The sequence below is a fragment of the Limnohabitans sp. genome (assembly GCF_038134685.1).
GTDB lineage: Bacteria > Pseudomonadota > Gammaproteobacteria > Burkholderiales > Burkholderiaceae_C > Limnohabitans_A.
Genome location: NZ_JAYPVP010000031.1, coordinates 1 through 15,984, shown reverse-complemented (window position 1 = coordinate 15,984; position 15,984 = coordinate 1). Strand labels below are relative to the sequence as shown.

11 protein-coding genes are annotated in these 15,984 nt (G+C 57.4%); 3 read left to right on the top strand and 8 right to left on the bottom strand.

Going from position 1 to position 15,984, the window contains the following annotated elements; all coding sequences use genetic code 11:
• A partial coding sequence (locus tag AAFM15_RS10835; RefSeq protein ID WP_341686725.1) for an Ig-like domain-containing protein occupies positions 1–3,159 on the top strand: 3,159 nt, incomplete at its 5' end.
• 102 nt (positions 3,160–3,261) lie between these two features.
• Positions 3,262–6,654, top strand: a complete 3,393-nt coding sequence (locus AAFM15_RS10830; RefSeq protein ID WP_341686724.1) for a hypothetical protein — start codon at positions 3,262–3,264, stop codon at positions 6,652–6,654.
• A 141-nt stretch (positions 6,655–6,795) separates the two neighbouring features.
• Here the strand turns inward: AAFM15_RS10830 and galE are convergent, their stop codons facing one another.
• From galE to AAFM15_RS10795, 7 genes are all read right to left on the bottom strand, one after another.
• A complete protein-coding gene (galE, locus tag AAFM15_RS10825; RefSeq protein WP_341686723.1) occupies positions 6,796–7,776 on the bottom strand; it encodes a UDP-glucose 4-epimerase GalE in 981 nt (326 codons plus the stop codon).
• Positions 7,777–9,198 (bottom strand): undecaprenyl-phosphate galactose phosphotransferase WbaP, encoded by a 1,422-nt coding sequence (gene wbaP, locus AAFM15_RS10820; RefSeq protein ID WP_341686722.1) that lies wholly within the window; start codon positions 9,196–9,198, stop codon positions 7,777–7,779.
• On the bottom strand, positions 9,191–10,456 hold the full coding sequence (locus AAFM15_RS10815; protein ID WP_341686721.1) for a type II toxin-antitoxin system HipA family toxin: 1,266 nt from the start codon (positions 10,454–10,456) through the stop codon (positions 9,191–9,193). The genes wbaP and AAFM15_RS10815 overlap by 8 nt, the downstream gene beginning before the upstream one ends.
• Entirely contained in the window at positions 10,446–10,700 is a 255-nt protein-coding gene (locus AAFM15_RS10810) for a helix-turn-helix transcriptional regulator (protein ID WP_341686720.1), read from the bottom strand. Before AAFM15_RS10810 ends, AAFM15_RS10815 begins: the two co-directional genes overlap by 11 nt.
• A 186-nt stretch (positions 10,701–10,886) precedes the next feature.
• Complete coding sequence (locus tag AAFM15_RS10805) at positions 10,887–11,822, bottom strand: glycosyltransferase (protein WP_341686726.1); 936 nt, start codon at positions 11,820–11,822, stop codon at positions 10,887–10,889.
• 2 nt (positions 11,823–11,824) lie between these two features.
• Positions 11,825–12,487: a DUF3226 domain-containing protein gene (locus tag AAFM15_RS10800; protein ID WP_341686719.1), complete on the bottom strand. Its 663-nt coding sequence runs from the start codon at positions 12,485–12,487 to the stop codon at positions 11,825–11,827.
• Entirely contained in the window at positions 12,484–13,641 is a 1,158-nt protein-coding gene (locus tag AAFM15_RS10795; protein WP_341686718.1) for an AAA family ATPase, read from the bottom strand. Before AAFM15_RS10795 ends, AAFM15_RS10800 begins: the two co-directional genes overlap by 4 nt.
• Before the next feature lie 65 nt (positions 13,642–13,706).
• Between AAFM15_RS10795 and AAFM15_RS10790 the strand changes: the two genes are divergently transcribed.
• Positions 13,707–14,648 carry a glycosyltransferase family 2 protein gene (locus AAFM15_RS10790; RefSeq protein WP_341686717.1) on the top strand — a complete coding sequence of 314 codons (942 nt, stop codon included), beginning with the start codon at positions 13,707–13,709 and terminating at the stop codon, positions 14,646–14,648.
• Positions 14,649–14,738: 90 nt separating this feature from the next.
• On the opposite strand, the gene AAFM15_RS10785 is transcribed toward AAFM15_RS10790, so the two are convergent.
• A partial coding sequence (locus AAFM15_RS10785) for a hypothetical protein (RefSeq protein ID WP_341686716.1) occupies positions 14,739–15,984 on the bottom strand: 1,246 nt, incomplete at its 5' end.

Sequence of the window (15,984 nt, the reverse complement as noted above, 5' to 3'; positions counted from 1 at the left end):
ATTCAGACCATTGCCAACGGCGGCAGCGTCAACCCCGCACTCACCGTCAGCGACCTACAGAGCATCGGTCTTCTCAACGTGACAGATCACAACCTGCAAAACATCTTGGCCAACATCGCCGCCCAAGACGACAGCGGCATACACACCAACACCCTCGCGCAATTGCAGGCCCTTATCAATACGGCCGCCCCAGACACCACCATAGTCTCTCTGAACTTGAGCGACGATACGGGCGCAAACACAACCGACTATGTCACCCACACCAGCCAGCAAACACTCACAGGCACCTTAAGCGCCAACACCTTGCAAGGGGAAACCGTTCAAATCAGCCTGGACAATGGTCAAACCTGGGTCAACGCCAACAACGCCACAGGCACCAACACCTTCAGCCTCGGCACCCAACTGACGAGCGAACACATCATCAAGGCACGCTTGGTCGATGCCCGCAACAACAGCGCTCCCGTTTACAGCCAGAGCTACACGCTGGACACACAAGCACCTGCAAGCCCGGACCTTGCTGCCAGCGCCAACATTCAGTCCACCAGCGGCATCACCATCAACGCCAGTGCCACCAATAACGGCATCTCAGTGGCTCCCGATCTGCAAGAGGTCACAGACACTGACATCAGCGCCATAGATATCCACATTGGTGGCCAGGGCTTCGATGCAAGCCATGACACCCTGAAACTTGAAGGCTCGGTCTTTCAAGCGTTGAACAACGACTTCTCTGCAAGCAACGTCACCATCGGGGGCATCTCGAATCTTCAATACACCTACGACAGCACCACCCACATTCTGACCCTCACCCCGCTGACCACCGACACATTTACAGCCAGCGATATTGATCAGATCGTCAGCAGCCTTCAATTCCAGACCAGCAGCACATCCGAAGGCGATCGCGACTTCACCGTCACCTACACCGATCTCGCCGGCAACACCAGCGCGCCAGCCACCCACACCATCACCCTGGACAACACAGCCCCCACCCTCACCGTCAGCACTCTGAGCATGAGCTCGGACACGGGCTCCAGCACCACCGATCTGGTCACCCGCATCGACAGCCAAACCCTCTCTGGAACCCTCAGCGGCAACACCTCTGCGGGCGATACGGTTCAAGTGAGCCTGGACAATGGCGCCACCTGGCAAACCGCCACCCATACCGCTGGCACAAACGCCTTCAGCTACGCCGCTACTTTGCTCAGCAGCAACACCGCACAAGTGCGCGTTGTGGATGCCGCCAACAACACCTCCAACACCACAGACTTCGCTTACGTCCTTGACACCACCAGTGTCACAGCCGTCGATCTGAGCGCCGACATCGGCACACAGAACACCACCAGTCTGACCGTCAACACCAGCGACTGGGCGACAGGCATCACCATCGCCCCGGCATTACAAGCACCAAGCAGCACCGACATCTACCAAATCACCCTCAGCCTTGGTGGTGCGGGCATGGACGATGCTCATGAATTGTTACGGGTTGGCACCAACTCCATCGCCCTGAACACAGACAGCAGCAACACCAACCAAACCATCGCAGGCGTATCAGGGCTGGACTACCATTACGACAGCACCCAGCACCAGCTGACCCTATACAAAAACGACCTCAGTGTTTTCGACAACACCCTCATTGACGACATTCTTCAAAGCCTGAGCATCAAATCAGACAGCATCGCCAATGCCATGACTGGCGAACACACCGCCACGATCAGCTGGAGCGATCTGGCTGGCAACACCGCTGACAGCGCCACTGTCACCATTGACGTTTTACCTGTCGTACAAGCCAACACCATCAGCTTGATTCAATCTCAGCTGAGCGTCTCCAGCGGCGAAACATCGACCGCCAACAGCTCCACAGGCTCCTTTTACATCGACCGCAACAATGCGTTTTTCAAATGGAGTGACCAGCAAACCTGGGCCCTTGGAAAAACATACACCAGCGCCGCTGGCAGCGTGCAGCTGCACATGCTGCACATCAACAGTGCCAGCGAAAACGCCGCCATCGTCGATCTTCAAAGCGGCTCCAGCATTTCTGGCAACCTGTTCCTGGGCGGCACAGACATCAACGGCGACGGCGTCTGGGACTGGCAATTCGCAGACAACGTGATGGCGCCCTTCTACAACGAAAACAGCACTGTCACCACCACCGCAGGTGGTGCCAACGACACCACACCCTTTGGCACTTACACCCAATGGAACGTCAACGAACCCAATGGCAACGGTTTTGAGACCATCATGGCCTTCAACCAGACGGGCGGCACCTGGTACGACTGGAGCAACATCAACGGCAACAATCTGGACGCCATGGCCGAACTCGAATACGCCCGCGTGTTGAACCTGGCCCGTACCACCACAGCACAAACCAGCAACCAGAGCATTGACGTTGCCAGCTCCACCGACGGCACAGCGTATCTGGTCAAGAGCACACTCAATGTCAGCACGGAAAGCGACATCACCAGCGCTGCATCCAGCCAATGGAACGCGGTGGCATTGACCAGCTCCATCCTCTCTTACGAAGACTTCAACCAGACCCCTCAGGGCTGGACCTACAACAACACCGCCAGCACCGACACCCTCTACCTGCACAGCCAGTACGGCCTCAACAGCGTACTGGGCCGATTCGTCAACACGCAAGAGGGCTCCCTCAGCGTACAAAAATCCTACAACCTTGGCCTGAGCAGCGGCTCTGTCGTCTGGGTTGAATTTGACATGATCGAAATGGACGCCTGGGAAGGCCAGCACTTCAATGTCTACATCAACAACACCCAGGTCACGTCAACCGCATACTTTGGCAGTTCCAGAAGCACACTCGATGCGTGGGATGGCGGCATCGATCTTGGCGACCTCTCCAACAGCACCAACGGCGGCAATAGCGACACCACACTCCGGGAAGAAGTCCATCACTACGCGCTGCAAGCCGTGGTCAACAACGACGGCGGTATCGACCTTGGCTTTGGCATGAGTACCAGCTGGGACAACAGCACCGCTCCGCTAGCCCTCAGCCATGCCTCCTTCGCCATTGACAACGTCACCCTGCGCAGCAGCGCCAGCACCAGCTTGTCGCTCAGCGGACTGGAGGCCGGCACCTATGTGGTCTACACCGCAGACAGCTCAGGCCTTCTGAGTCAAAACCACGCCACAGGCATCGTCATCGGATAAGCCACCCGGCTCATCCGCCAACTCTTTACAAAATTTATGAACTCCTGACATCCAAACGCCAAAAATCAAGTTTTAGACATACCTACAAACTTGGACACCCCCATGGCGCAACTCGCACTGCAACAATCCGCCCAATTTTCCAAAGCATTTGCCACCGAAGCCGTTGACCCTGGCTCCACACTGGCCCACTTGCAAAACAGCTCACAAACTGTTTTGCTCAAGGCCCAACCAGGGACCAGCTACCGGGTTGTTGACACCACCACTGGCGCCATCCAGAGCGTCAAAAAGGTGCTCCGCAAACAGCGAGACCTGAGTGTTGAGCTCGACAACGGCACCCTCATTGAGCTGCAAGAATTTTTCCCAAAGGGCACCGCACAAGCCACGCCAGAAAACAGCATCGAATTCGTCTTGCACACTGGCGATAGCGCTTGCCCCTATGTTCAAGTCAGCGCTGATGCGCCCGCCCTCTCTGACACCGCAAGCGAAACCACCCTCTGGGAGCCCGGTGCCATATCGGCCATGTGCATGCCCATCATGGTGGGTGCTGCAGCGTCTGCTGCATCAGCCAGCATTGCCACGGCAGCTGCGGGCGTGTCCTCCGGCACCCTTCTGGGAGGCCTGGCACTCGGCGGCGCTGCCTTGGGCGGTGGTGGTGGTGGCGGCGGATCCAGCGTCTCTCCACAAGAACAGGCCCTGGAAATCATTCAAGCCGCCACACAAGACAACACAGCCACGCAACTGACGCCTTCCCAATACACCAACGCAGGCGTCACCGGCGTCAACAGCAACAACGTGAGCGCCATCAACAGCGCTCTCAACACAGGCGAATTGAGCAGAACCCAGGTCGATACTGTGGCCAAAATCCAGACCATCGTCGATGCCTATAACGCCATCCTGGCCGAAGCCAATGGCTCAGCCGCTGACGCGAGCACAACAGATCCAACCACGCAGCAATACTCAGCCATTGGTGCGGACATCGGCGCTGCCACCTCAGAGCCACAGAAGCTCGAACTCCTTAACGACATTATCAAAAACCAAGCTGTCTCGAGCGTCGACACCATCGCTGAAATCAATCAGCTAGCCAGCATTGCCAACACCATCCAGAGTCTCGTTGCAGGCGATACAAACTCCACGCCGCCAAGCACAACAGACTTCGAAACCATAGGCGTAACTGGCGTCACCACTGACAATCTGCCCGCGCTCATCAACGTGCTGACAGCACAAGCCGATGATGGCAGTGCCACCAATACCGTAGCCAAGCTCCAAGCACTCGTTGACGCGATTGCTCCCAACATCAACCTGATCAGCATCGCTGCTGAAGGCGACACCGCGAACACCCTCAGCACTACCGAATTCACCAGCGCTGGCGTCATCAACGTGGACAACACCAACCTGCCCTCTGTTCTGGATGCACTCAACACCACCAGCAACAACGGCACAGCCACCGACACCACAGCCAAAATCCAGACCATCGTCGATGCCTACAACGCCATCCTGGCCGAAGCCAATGGCTCAGCCGCTGACGCCACCAGCACCAATCCCACTACAGCGGACTACACCGCCATCGGCGTGCCCAGCGGCACACTCACGGCACCAGGCAGCACAGCGCTGCTCAATGACATCATTGCCGAGAAATCCACCGCCGATGTCGACACCGTTGCTGAAATCGCTGCCCTGGCCGTTCTCGCCCAAAACATTCAAGACGTGGCGCAAGGCAGCAGCACAGCGGTACCCGTGTCCACCTTCACCACACTGGGCGTCACTGGCGTGACCGATGACAACATCACCGCCCTCAACAACCTGATTCGCGCCCAAGCCGACGACGGCACCGCCACCGACACCGTGGCCGAACTGCAAGCCCTGGTCACACAAATGAACACAGCGCTTGTCAACCTCAGCGCCATCGCCCAAGCCAACAGCGCCACGAGCACAGGCCCCACGCTCAGCGACTACGCACAAGCCGGCATGAGCGGCGTCACAGCAGACAATGTCGCCGCCATCAACGAAATCCTCAACACCAGCCTCATCAACGGCGCAGCCACCGACACGGCCGTCAAAATCCAGAACAGCATCAACGCCTTCAACAAAATTGAGGCCGAGGCCAACGCCACAGCCACCAACCCCAACGGCGGCCACTGGCTCACGGTAGAAGACTTTGCCAACGTTGGCGTCTCCATAGCCACCAGCGCTCGTTATCTGCTCAATAGCTCCATTGCTGCCAAAACCGTAGCCGACGTCAACACCGTTGCAGAAATCGCAGAACTGGCTCGCATCTCTGAAGCCGTCATCGCCAAAGCCGCAGACACAGGAACACTCACCGCAGCCGAGCTCACCACCCTGGGCATCGTCAACGCCAACGACGTCAACATGCCTCTGATGAATGCGACAGTGGCAAGAACCATAGATACTGGCAGTCAAGTCAGCAGCCTTTCGGCGGTGCAGACCTATATGAACAAAGTTCACGCCATTGTGCAAGAAGCCAACGGATCCGCACCCGACGACACCGAGACCGACCCCGTCTATTCCGACTATGTATCGCTCATCACCGTCAACTACATGAACAACACCCAGTCGTTTGTGAACCTGATGAACGACTTTGTCGGCACCAAGACCCCCGCCGACATTGACACCATTGCGGAACTGCAAGCCATGGGATCAATCGTCAAAAAGATCGATCCTGTCGTCAAAGGCACCGGCACCATTTACGCCGCAGACCTGCAGGCCCTGGGCGTCAACACCAACTACGACTCCATCAGCACCGTGCGCAACTTTGTGGACCGCATGTTCGCGCTGGAGCCCGACGACGGCTCCACCACCGACTCCATTGCCGAACTCCAGGCGCACATGGACGCCTGGTCAGCTGCACAAACCAGCATCCAGGCCGCCGCAGAAGCCAACAACGCCAACAGCACCATCACCTACGCCACCTACCTCAAAACAGGTACAGCCAACGTCATCGAAGCCAACGTTGCGTCTTACAACAGCTCGCTCGACACTGCGGTCAAGCGCGGCGTTAACGTAGACTCGTTGCAATACGAAGTGCAGGCTCTGGTGCACTCGTACAACAACATCCTCACCATCGCCAACGGCAGCGCATCCGATGCAGGCGTTGGCTACACCCCCACCAGCACCGACTACAACGACATCGGCGTCTCGGGCTACCTCAACCCCGATGGCGTGGTCTACATCACCTCCACCATCAGCGTCAACCTGCTCAACGATGTCATTCGTAACAAAACGGCCGACCAAGTGGACACCGCCGCCGAAATCGATGCCCTGGCCAGCGCTGGCATGCGCATACTGCGCCACGCTGGAATCCACGACCTGAACCCTCAAGTTCAGGACTTTGTGGACATCGGCATCACCGGGGTCACCACGAGCAACCTGGCTGCCATCCTCAGCTCCATTGACAGTGGCCCCGATGACGGCTCCGCCGTAGACTCACTCTACGAAATCCAGACCCTGGTCAACCAAGTCAACGGCGTGGTGATCTGAGGCGAAACAATTGGGGGCTGACGGTAATCCTCCCCTTTTGCAAGCGCACCAAAAACAAAAACCGCCCGAAGGCGGCTTGTTGGAGACTGCCACGGCCCTGCGGGCCTCGCAGTGATGTCATGGCAAGCGAACCCTACACCGTCATGGCGAGCACAGCGAAGCCATCTGCTCCCACTGCCACGCATGCGCGATGATGGTGGCCAAATCTGCGTATTGGGGTTGCCAGCCCAGCTGCTGGCGGGCTTGGGTGGCGTCGGCCACCAGGCGGGCGGGGTCGCCGGCGCGGCGGGGGGCGTTAACCACCGCGATTTTGCGGCCCGTGACTTGCTCGGCAGTGTCGATCACCTCTTGCACCGAAAAACCGTTGCCGTTGCCCAGGTTGTAGCGCTGGCTGCCCTGCCCTTGCAGCAGGCTTTGCAATGCCAGCCAATGGGCAGAGCACAAATCGTTGATGTGGATGTAGTCGCGAATGCAGGTGCCGTCTGGCGTGTCGTAGTCACGACCAAACACACTGATGTTGGCACGCCGCCCGCTGGCGGCTTGTAGCACCAAGGGAATAAGGTGCGTTTCGGGGTCGTGGCGCTCGCCCAGCTGGCCTTCGGGGTCAGCGCCAGCAGCATTAAAGTAACGCAAACACACTGACTTGAAGCCATAGGCCCGGTCATAATCGGCCAAGGCCTGCTCCACCATCAGCTTGGTGCGGCCATAGGGGTTGATGGGCTGCTGCGGGTGGCGCTCGTCAATGGGCGTGTACTGCGGCTCGCCAAACGTGGCTGCGGTGGACGAGAAAATGAACTTGTCCACCCCATGCGCACGCATCGCGTCCAGCAAAGCCAGCGTGTAGGACACGTTGTTGCGGTAGTACTTGTCGGGCTGCTGCACCGACTCGCCCACCTGAATGAACGAGGCAAAGTGCATCACCGCATCAAACCCCTTGGCCAAAACCGCATCCAACACCGCACGGTCGCCAAAGTTGCCCTGAACAAATTCGCCGCACAAGACCGCATCGCGGTGGCCGCTGGACAGGTCGTCAAGTGTGGTCACGCTGCAGCCCTGCTGGCCCAGCAACTTGACCATGTGCGAGCCGATGTAGCCGGCGCCGCCGATCACCAAAACCTTCATTCAATACGCCCCTTTACGTGCAAACACCACACGCACCGTCTTGAACAAGATCGCGATGTCGTACCACAGCGACCAGTTTTTAACGTACCAGGTGTCCAGGTACACGCGGGTGTCGTAGTCCACATCGTTGCGGCCACTGACTTGCCACAGCCCCGTCATGCCTGGGCGCACCATGAGGAAGTAGTCCACATCATCGCCATAGCGGGCAAGCTCGGCGGTGATGATGGGGCGTGGCCCCACCAGGCTCATCTCGCCACGGATCACGTTAAACAGCTGCGGCAACTCGTCCAGGCTGGTGCGGCGCAAAAAATGGCCAATGGCGGTAATGCGCGGGTCGTTGCGCAGTTTAAATTCGCGCTCCCACTCGTCACGCGCGGCTGGATCGCTGGCCAGCAAATCGCGCAGCTGCTGCTCGGCATCGACGTGCATGGTGCGGAACTTGAAGCAGGGGAACATGCGCCCCGACTGCCCCACGCGCTGGTGCGCAAAAATAGCCGGGCCACCGTCCTGGCGAATGCGCAGTGCGATATACAACAATGGCAAGGCCCCTAACACCAGCAGCACCAAGGCCGCAGCCAAGTCAAACACCCGCTTAAGCACACGCGCCGGCCAGTAACGCAAGTTGTTGCGCAACTTGAGCATGGCCACTTCGTGCGAGAAGAAGTACGAAATGTCCGTGCCAAACAACGGCACCCCGCGCATGGCGGGGATCACACTGACGTCTTCGGCCTTGTAGTGCGCCAACTTGCGCAACACGGCTTCGCGCAAGTCGCTCTGCCCCGCCTCCAGCGCCAGCACAAACTGAACGCCCGGCACCTTGGCCCACTTCTTCATGAGTTGGCCATCGTTCTTCAAGGCCTTGTGGGCGTCCAGAAAGTCCAGCACCGCAAAGCCCAGCGCGGGTTCGCTTTGCAACGCCTCTGCTGCCTCATGCGCATTGGGGCCCGTTCCCACCACCAGCGCAGGCCGCTGCCACACACGCAAACGCCGCATGCCCGAACGCAAAGCGCCACGAACCAAAGGCAGCCCCACCATGGCCAGCGGCCACACCAGCGCCCACCACAGGCGAGACGAATTCCAGCGCGCAATGCCGATCACCGCCAAATCCAGCACGGCCAACACCAGCAGCACCCACAACACCTCACCCAGCTCGGTCCAGAACGGCTTGCGGTCGCTGTAGTGCCGAAAGCGCACCAAGAAAAACCCCAACCCCAAAGCCACCACACCCAGCCAGGCCCAATAGCGCTGCAAGTCTTGCGACACCAGCCAGTGGCCATCGTGCACGTCACCCCAGGCCTGCGCGAGGGTAGCCGCCAGCACACCAGCCAATACAAACGCCACCACATCGCCCAGCAGCAAAGCCGCCTTGGTCAAGCGGATTTGCAGGGGGGACAACTGGCGCCAAGATTTGGTTTTATTCATCGTCATGTTCTTGAAGCAAACGTCGGCTTGTCAGCGCACAGCGCTGCTCGATCAAGGCCACGATGCTGGCCACGATGGGCTCATTGACAAAGCTTTCCATGGACTGCAATCGCCGCGCAGCTGCGGGCAGTCTTTGTGTCATCTGCAGCACGCGCTTTTGGGTTTGGGCGCCAGACAAACCGGCCTCCTGCGCAAACTGCCGCCAGTGACGGGTCTGCACCTCCGAGAACTTGTACTTGCTGCCCAACTTCATCGCCATCTTGGGCGTCAGGTGCTCGTACACCGCGGTGCAAAGCAGGTCATACAGCGGCGCCAGCACAGGCGTTGCCCCCTCCGCATACAGCAAGGAAAAGTTCTTGCCATGTGCATCGTGGTTGCCCACCAAGGCGTTAAACACCACGGCGTCGAGCATTCGCAGCACCTGCGGAGCACTTGGCCGGGTCGCTTTGCGCAGCAGATCAAAGCAGGCCAGCAAGTCCGGCCCGCCTTCGTTTTGGTATTTCATTTCAGGCACCACACCCAGGGCTTGGCAAAAATCTTCCTGGTGCACGCGCTCAGGCTGACCAGCGGCCCCCACGCGGCGGTCGTAACGTGCCACCAGCAAAACCTGACGGTCCTTGATCTGCAAGACCTGCGCCTGCGCCGCAACCATTCCGACAGCCTGCGCCAGCGCCAGACAGAAACACTCGTTGGCCACACTGCCTTGCACCGTCGCAATGGCCGGCTTGAGAATGTGCGTACTGGGCTGGCCACCTTTGGGCAGGCCGATGCGCTCACCGTCGAACACCACGGGCAGCTTGTCCTGTGCGCCCGCCAGCGACAAGCGCATACCATCGCGCCCCGCCAACATGGGCCTGCGCGGCAACTCGTCCAGCAAGGCCGCCAACTGCGCCTCGTCCAGCCACTCGACATCTGCCGAATTTGCCGCCAGCACAGCCCCCGCTTCAGGCACAAAGCTAATGGCGCCAGCGCACTCCCCCCCAATGGCCGCCAGTAGCGCAAAGTCGTTCTGGCTAGACACTTGGCACTGCTGCGCGACCAAGCGTCTCAGATGCCCCTCGGGCAGCAAACCGGCAAAAAATGCACGGCACTGCACATCGTCAAATGGCTCGGGGCGCAAGGGCAAGGACTGCGACAGCGCCACCCCATCCGGCCGCGCCAGCCAGCTCTGGCCATACTCGAAAGCCAGCCGCCCACCCTGCAGCGACAAAGTGCCCACCGCTTGGCCAAACAGCCACACGCCGATGTCACGCGCCATGGCTGCCTCCGGGCGCCTGATCGGCACCCGCGTCCAAACCACTGAGCACCAGCGAGCCCCCCACGGCGTCAACCACGCGCAGCACCTGTTCCAGCCTCACCGTGGGCTTGCCGCCTTCCAGATCCACAATAAAGCGCACCCCCACACCGGCGGCCAGCGCCAGCTCTGGCTGGGTTAAGCCCATGCGCTTGCGGGCTGCACGCAAGGCGGTGCCCAAGGTTTGGGGGCTGGCAATGGTGGTCATGATAAATACGGAAAAAATGCCTGATCGGTAAATTTTAATTGCATTTCAACATGAATTTGCAATTAATTTACCGTACGGGTTATTTAATGCACCAACAACGCAATTCACCAAAAAAATTCCCGTTCAGGACCTTGACCTTCGTAAACGGCCATATTCTTTAAGTTTTATCCGTTTAAAACGGATAACTCAAACACCCAACCAATACCCCCGGTGCATGCTGCACCAGCGCTTGAATGCCAAGGGCAAGCGAGCCTCCAAACGGCCCAGCTTGTAGCCCACCCACTTGGCCAGGGTGCTGACCATGGCGGCAGGTATCCAGCTGGGGGCGTGACGCCACAGGTAAGCCAGCTCGGAGCGGACAAAGCGCAGCCCCTCACCCCCGGCCCCACCAAAGGCCTGCAACAGCCAAGGGCTGCGGGCATGGAAAACGCCGGTGTCAAAGTAGCGGCGAAACTCTTGCGCCAAGGTGTAGTTGTGCGAGTGGTGCGCACACGCCTCGGCCACATAGGCCACGCGCTTGCCCGCCATGAGCAAGCGGGCGGCAACCGACATGTCTTCGCCCAGAATCACATCAGCCGGAAAACCGCCCACGGCCTGCAAGTCGGCCACGCGATAAGCCGCAAACGAGTTGGACAAAAAGCAGGTTTTGAGCCCCAGCTGCGGCTGGTTGGCCATGCTGAGCGTGCGCGAAGTGGCGGGGTAGTTAAAGCCCCGCGCATGCGCGGCCAGCGGCGTGGCGTTGGCATGCGGCAGCTGGCGGCCATAGGCGCAGGCCACGGTGGGATCGTCAAAGGCAGACAGCAAGGCCTGCAGCGCATTGGGCGCGGCCAGCAAGGCGTCTTGCGTCATGAACACCACCACATTGGTGCCGGGCGGCACGTGCTGCAGCGCCAGGGTGCGCGTGCCGCCGTGGTTAAAGCTTGCCGCTGCGATGCGCAGGCACTGCCAGGCGGCGGGCAAGGCAGCAAAGTTGGTGCCGTCGGTAGAGGAGGAGTCCACCACCAAGCCTTGTACAGGTGGCTGTTGCTGCGCTTGCACAGCGGCCAGCCACTGCGGCCACAGGGGGCCGGGGTTGTGGGTGGGGACGATCAGACAAACGCGTTGAAGCGTGCTATCCAACACAGTCAAGGAAAAATCCGCTTCAGCCAGGCGCACAAATCCACGAAAGGCTGCGCGGCCTCATCGAGCAAGCCCGCCTCTTCGGCTACTTTGTGCAAGCCGTGGTCAGGCTTGGCTTGCCAAGCCAGCCAGGTTGCCACCTCGGCCTTGGTTTGATGGACGGGCTTGAACTTGGGGCCACCCGGAATCGCTGCAATAGACGACTGAGCATGCCCCAGCAGCGCCGACTCAGCAGGGGCGATGCACGATTTGACCCAATCTTCCAGCATGCCATCGGCGGCATTGTTGGGCATGATCCAAGCGCCAAACGGGTTCAAGCCATTGGAATGATTGAACAACAAGCCAGGTGATGCCGTGCTGTCGTGCGTAAAGCCCAACGGTGTCAACACTGCCGTCAACTGCGCCAGCGTTTTGGCAAAACCCAAGCCGCCTGATGCCGCGCTGTCTGCATCCAGCACCACAGCCAAGTGTTCAATTTGCCCGTCAGCCAGCTGCTGCACGTAAGTGGGCAAGGCATGCAAAACGCCCTGCTTGGTGTCTTTCTTGCCGACGGACTTGGGGGTGCCAATATTGACCGTTTCCAGCTGAACCGCCAGCCGCCTGCTCAGCGCTTCAAAAAACCCACGGTCCGCCTCGCCCTCGACCAGCAGAATGCGTTTGGAGCTCATCGCACCTCCATGTCGGCCTGCGTCACATTGGCCAGGGCTGCCTCGTCAAACACCGTGGCAATCACCTGCCCCTTGTCGCTGGTGCGCACGCTGCGGCCCAGACGGAACAACACCCCCTCGGTCTGCGGGCGACCGACCGCCACTTTGGTAAAGCTCTCGATGCAATCCCAACTGTGCGTGGTGGCAAAAATCTGAATGTCGTATTTGTCCGCCACCTCAAACAACAAGGCCCAAACGCGCTCCTGCACGGTGTAGTGCAAGCCGTTTTCAAACTCGTCAATGAGCAAGAAACCGCCTTTGGCCGTAAACAACTTGAGCGCCAACTGCAGCACACGCAGCATGCCGTCGCCCATGCTGTTCAAAGGGACCGGGCGCTCCAAACCTTTGAGCTTGACCATGGCCGTGCGTTCGCGACGGTATCGGCTGGGTGTATAGGTCCCCTCCTGATCCGAGCGGACGAACACCAAACTCTCCAAATCAGGCTCGATGATCTGCAGGGCGGCTTTCACGATCTCTTCCTGACCGGCAATTACGACCCGGTCCCATTCGTCAGCCAACTCATCCATGGAAATGAACTGTGTCGGCACCGCACTGCATGGCACGGCCCAAGGCTCTGCGGCAGGCACACGCGCACGCACATTGACCAGCTTCATGGGCGGGAAGAAGCGATCCCCCCTCTTGATAACCAAGACCTGGCTCAACTCTGCAGTGCCTTGGTCTGCCTCTGCTTTAGGGACAATGCGGCGGCGAATGCGATTGATGGTTTCACCACCGTCCACCTCTTCCTGGTCGGTGTATTCCTCCATCAGCGCGTGCTGAATTTGAAGACGCTCTTGCTCGTTCGTCAACGAACCGATACTGATCCATTGCCCATCGACCAAAGGGAAAGCCCTGCCCAAGAAGAAGTCCTGAAACGGCATGTTTTCAGGCTCCTCAAAGGCCTCTGCCTCGCGTGTGCGGAAACGCTCGTCATGCTCGCGGGCCAGCGCCTCCAGCAAGGGCCTTTGGGCATTGCCAGCATAAATACGCAAAGCCTCCAGCACCGAACTTTTGCCGGTGTTGTTTTTGCCCACGATCAAATTCACCCGGCCGAGCTTAGACACCTCCAAGCGCTGCAAAGAGCGGAAGTTACTGATCAGCAGGGAATCGAGCATGGTTTTCTCCGTTGGCTGTGTATCTTACCCAATGCACGCCAGCCAACTGTATGACAATAGATGAAATGAGTACTCCCTACCCGTCCACCGTCCACATCCTGCTGGCCACCTACAACGGGGCCAAGTACCTGCAGGCGCAGCTCGACTCGATTGCCCGGCAAACGCACCGCCAGTGGACGCTCACTGTGAGTGACGATGGATCGACGGACGAGACGGTGAACATCGTCAAAGCCTTTGCGCAAAGCAGCCCACAAACCGTGACTCTGCTGCAAGGCCCGTGCGCGGGCTCTTCCACCCGCAACTTTTGCCACCTGATTCAACACGCCCCGGCAGGCACCGAACACGACCTGTACGCGTTTTGTGACCAGGACGACGTATGGCTGGATAACAAGCTGGAGCGGGCCGTGCAGTGGCACGCGCAACACCTGCAGCAGCCCGTGCGCCTGTATTGCGGGCGCACACAGTTTGTGAACGACAAACTCCAACCCATTGGCCTGAGCCCCCGTATACGCCGCCCGCCCAGCTTTGGCAACGCGCTGGTGCAAAACATTGCCAGCGGCAACACCATGGTGTTCAGCCCATCAGTGCTGGCGGCGCAAAAAAAAGTCCAGCCCGAACACAGCGTGTGGCACGACTGGACAACTTACCTGGTGGCCACTGCCTTGGGTGGCGGAGTGTGGTTTGATGACGAACCCTGCCTTCACTATCGTCAGCACGGGGGGAATGTGATTGGGTCTAACTATGGACTTAGCGCCCAAATCAGGCGACTCCAACCCCTCTTTAAAGGGCGTTTTACACAATGGACAGATGCGAACATGGCAGCTGTGCTTGACCTGGGCCCCGCGGCTAGCGAAGCCGCCCAAGAACTCCATCAAAAATTTGCCCAACTGCGCGCTGAGCGATTGCCGTGGAAGAGGATCTGCACCTGGCGAGGAACCGCCATTCGCAGACAAACAACCAGTTCTAATTTGACCTTAGGGCTGGCCCTTGCTTTGCGGCTGACCTGAATCTGAAGAGTTACCCATTTTAATGTCACGTCCGGCTTTCATCAGGCTGTAAATTTGGTTGAAAACGAAAGCATACGCAACAAGCCAAGGTTAATACTCAGTCCTTGAAAGATGAAGTAGTTTGATTTTATCGATATTATTTCGCCCATGAATAGTGGTGATATCACTGAGTCTTAGACCATTGCGCTCTGCCAGTTCCCTTGGGTCAATATTCAAATCTTTTCCTTGAAAATAATTTTGACCAAGAACCAAGACAAATAAACTTCTCTTTTTCAGTTCGGGGTCGGTCCTCAGTCTTTTTTCCATTTCCACTAAATTTGGCGCTTCGAATACAGAATATTTGGATCCTGTAATAGAAACCACTCCCATCCAATAACCCCATTGAGGGAAAAGTAGAGCAGTTTCGGGCGGCAAGCTCTTGAGGTAAAGTCCAGTTGTATTAATGGCATCCGAATACAATCCATTTCCCCCGTTGCTCATAAGACGATTTGAAATTCGGTGGCTTGCAAAAATATTGATAACGATAATAAATATCGCGAGTATAGCGGCGATCAATTTAACTGCTTTGCATATCGAGGCGCTAAGTTTTATGTAGGAGATATTTGAGAATAAGACGGCGCACAAAAAATACATCAAGGGAATCAGCATAATATAGTGCTGAAGTCCGAGGGGTTTTCCAATTATAGATCCAAATACCAAGTGAACTAAAATGGAAATCGATGTGAGTGTGGCAAGCAAAGATGAATAAATTTGTGCTGAACTTTGTTTTTCATCTGAAAACTTCAGGGAATTAATATAGTAAGGTCGGTAAAAAATAAAGAAAAAAGACAGAAATCCAACCGCTAAAAATGAAGGAAGAGCTGCTTCGTTAGAGCTACCAAAAATCGCAGACTCGACACCTTTCCCAAAGACTAGTTGCTCAAGGCGAGAAATGACGGTACTTAGTCTTTCAATTATTCCGCCTTGCTGCGTATCCACGACGCCGTATGCAGTTTGCAGCCCTTTAATTTGGTTGACGTAAGAAGAGAAATCGGTGTTTAAAATAATAGAGACATGTGCATATAAATATGGAATGAACCCAATAAAAATGCCTGCAACTAAGAAAAAAAATGATTTAATCTCTTGCTTTCTTGTGGCTAGTAAAAATAATATTGTAACCGATCCGGCATAAATCGCAAAAATAAAATAAGAATAGGCTGAAAATCCTATAAAAGACCCAGCAAGCAATGCCTTCGTGTACTTGTGATTGTTGTTGCTCTTATCATCAAAAAAGAAGCCTCCCAGCAACCCCACCCCCAAGAAAAACCAAATTATGGGGTAAAGCTGAAGGTAATAC

Bases quoted from the DNA above. Each gene is read 5' to 3' on its own strand.
- AAFM15_RS10815 (WP_341686721.1), bottom strand. From the start codon at position 10,456: ATGGCGCGTGACATCGGCGTGTGGCTGTTTGGCCAAGCGGTGGGCACT.
- AAFM15_RS10830 (WP_341686724.1), top strand. From the start codon at position 3,262: ATGGCGCAACTCGCACTGCAACAATCCGCCCAATTTTCCAAAGCATTT.
- galE (WP_341686723.1), bottom strand. From the start codon at position 7,776: ATGAAGGTTTTGGTGATCGGCGGCGCCGGCTACATCGGCTCGCACATG.
- AAFM15_RS10790 (WP_341686717.1), top strand. From the start codon at position 13,707: ATGAGTACTCCCTACCCGTCCACCGTCCACATCCTGCTGGCCACCTAC.
- AAFM15_RS10810 (WP_341686720.1), bottom strand. From the start codon at position 10,700: ATGACCACCATTGCCAGCCCCCAAACCTTGGGCACCGCCTTGCGTGCA.
- AAFM15_RS10795 (WP_341686718.1), bottom strand. From the start codon at position 13,641: ATGCTCGATTCCCTGCTGATCAGTAACTTCCGCTCTTTGCAGCGCTTG.
- wbaP (WP_341686722.1), bottom strand. From the start codon at position 9,198: ATGAATAAAACCAAATCTTGGCGCCAGTTGTCCCCCCTGCAAATCCGC.
- AAFM15_RS10800 (WP_341686719.1), bottom strand. From the start codon at position 12,487: ATGAGCTCCAAACGCATTCTGCTGGTCGAGGGCGAGGCGGACCGTGGG.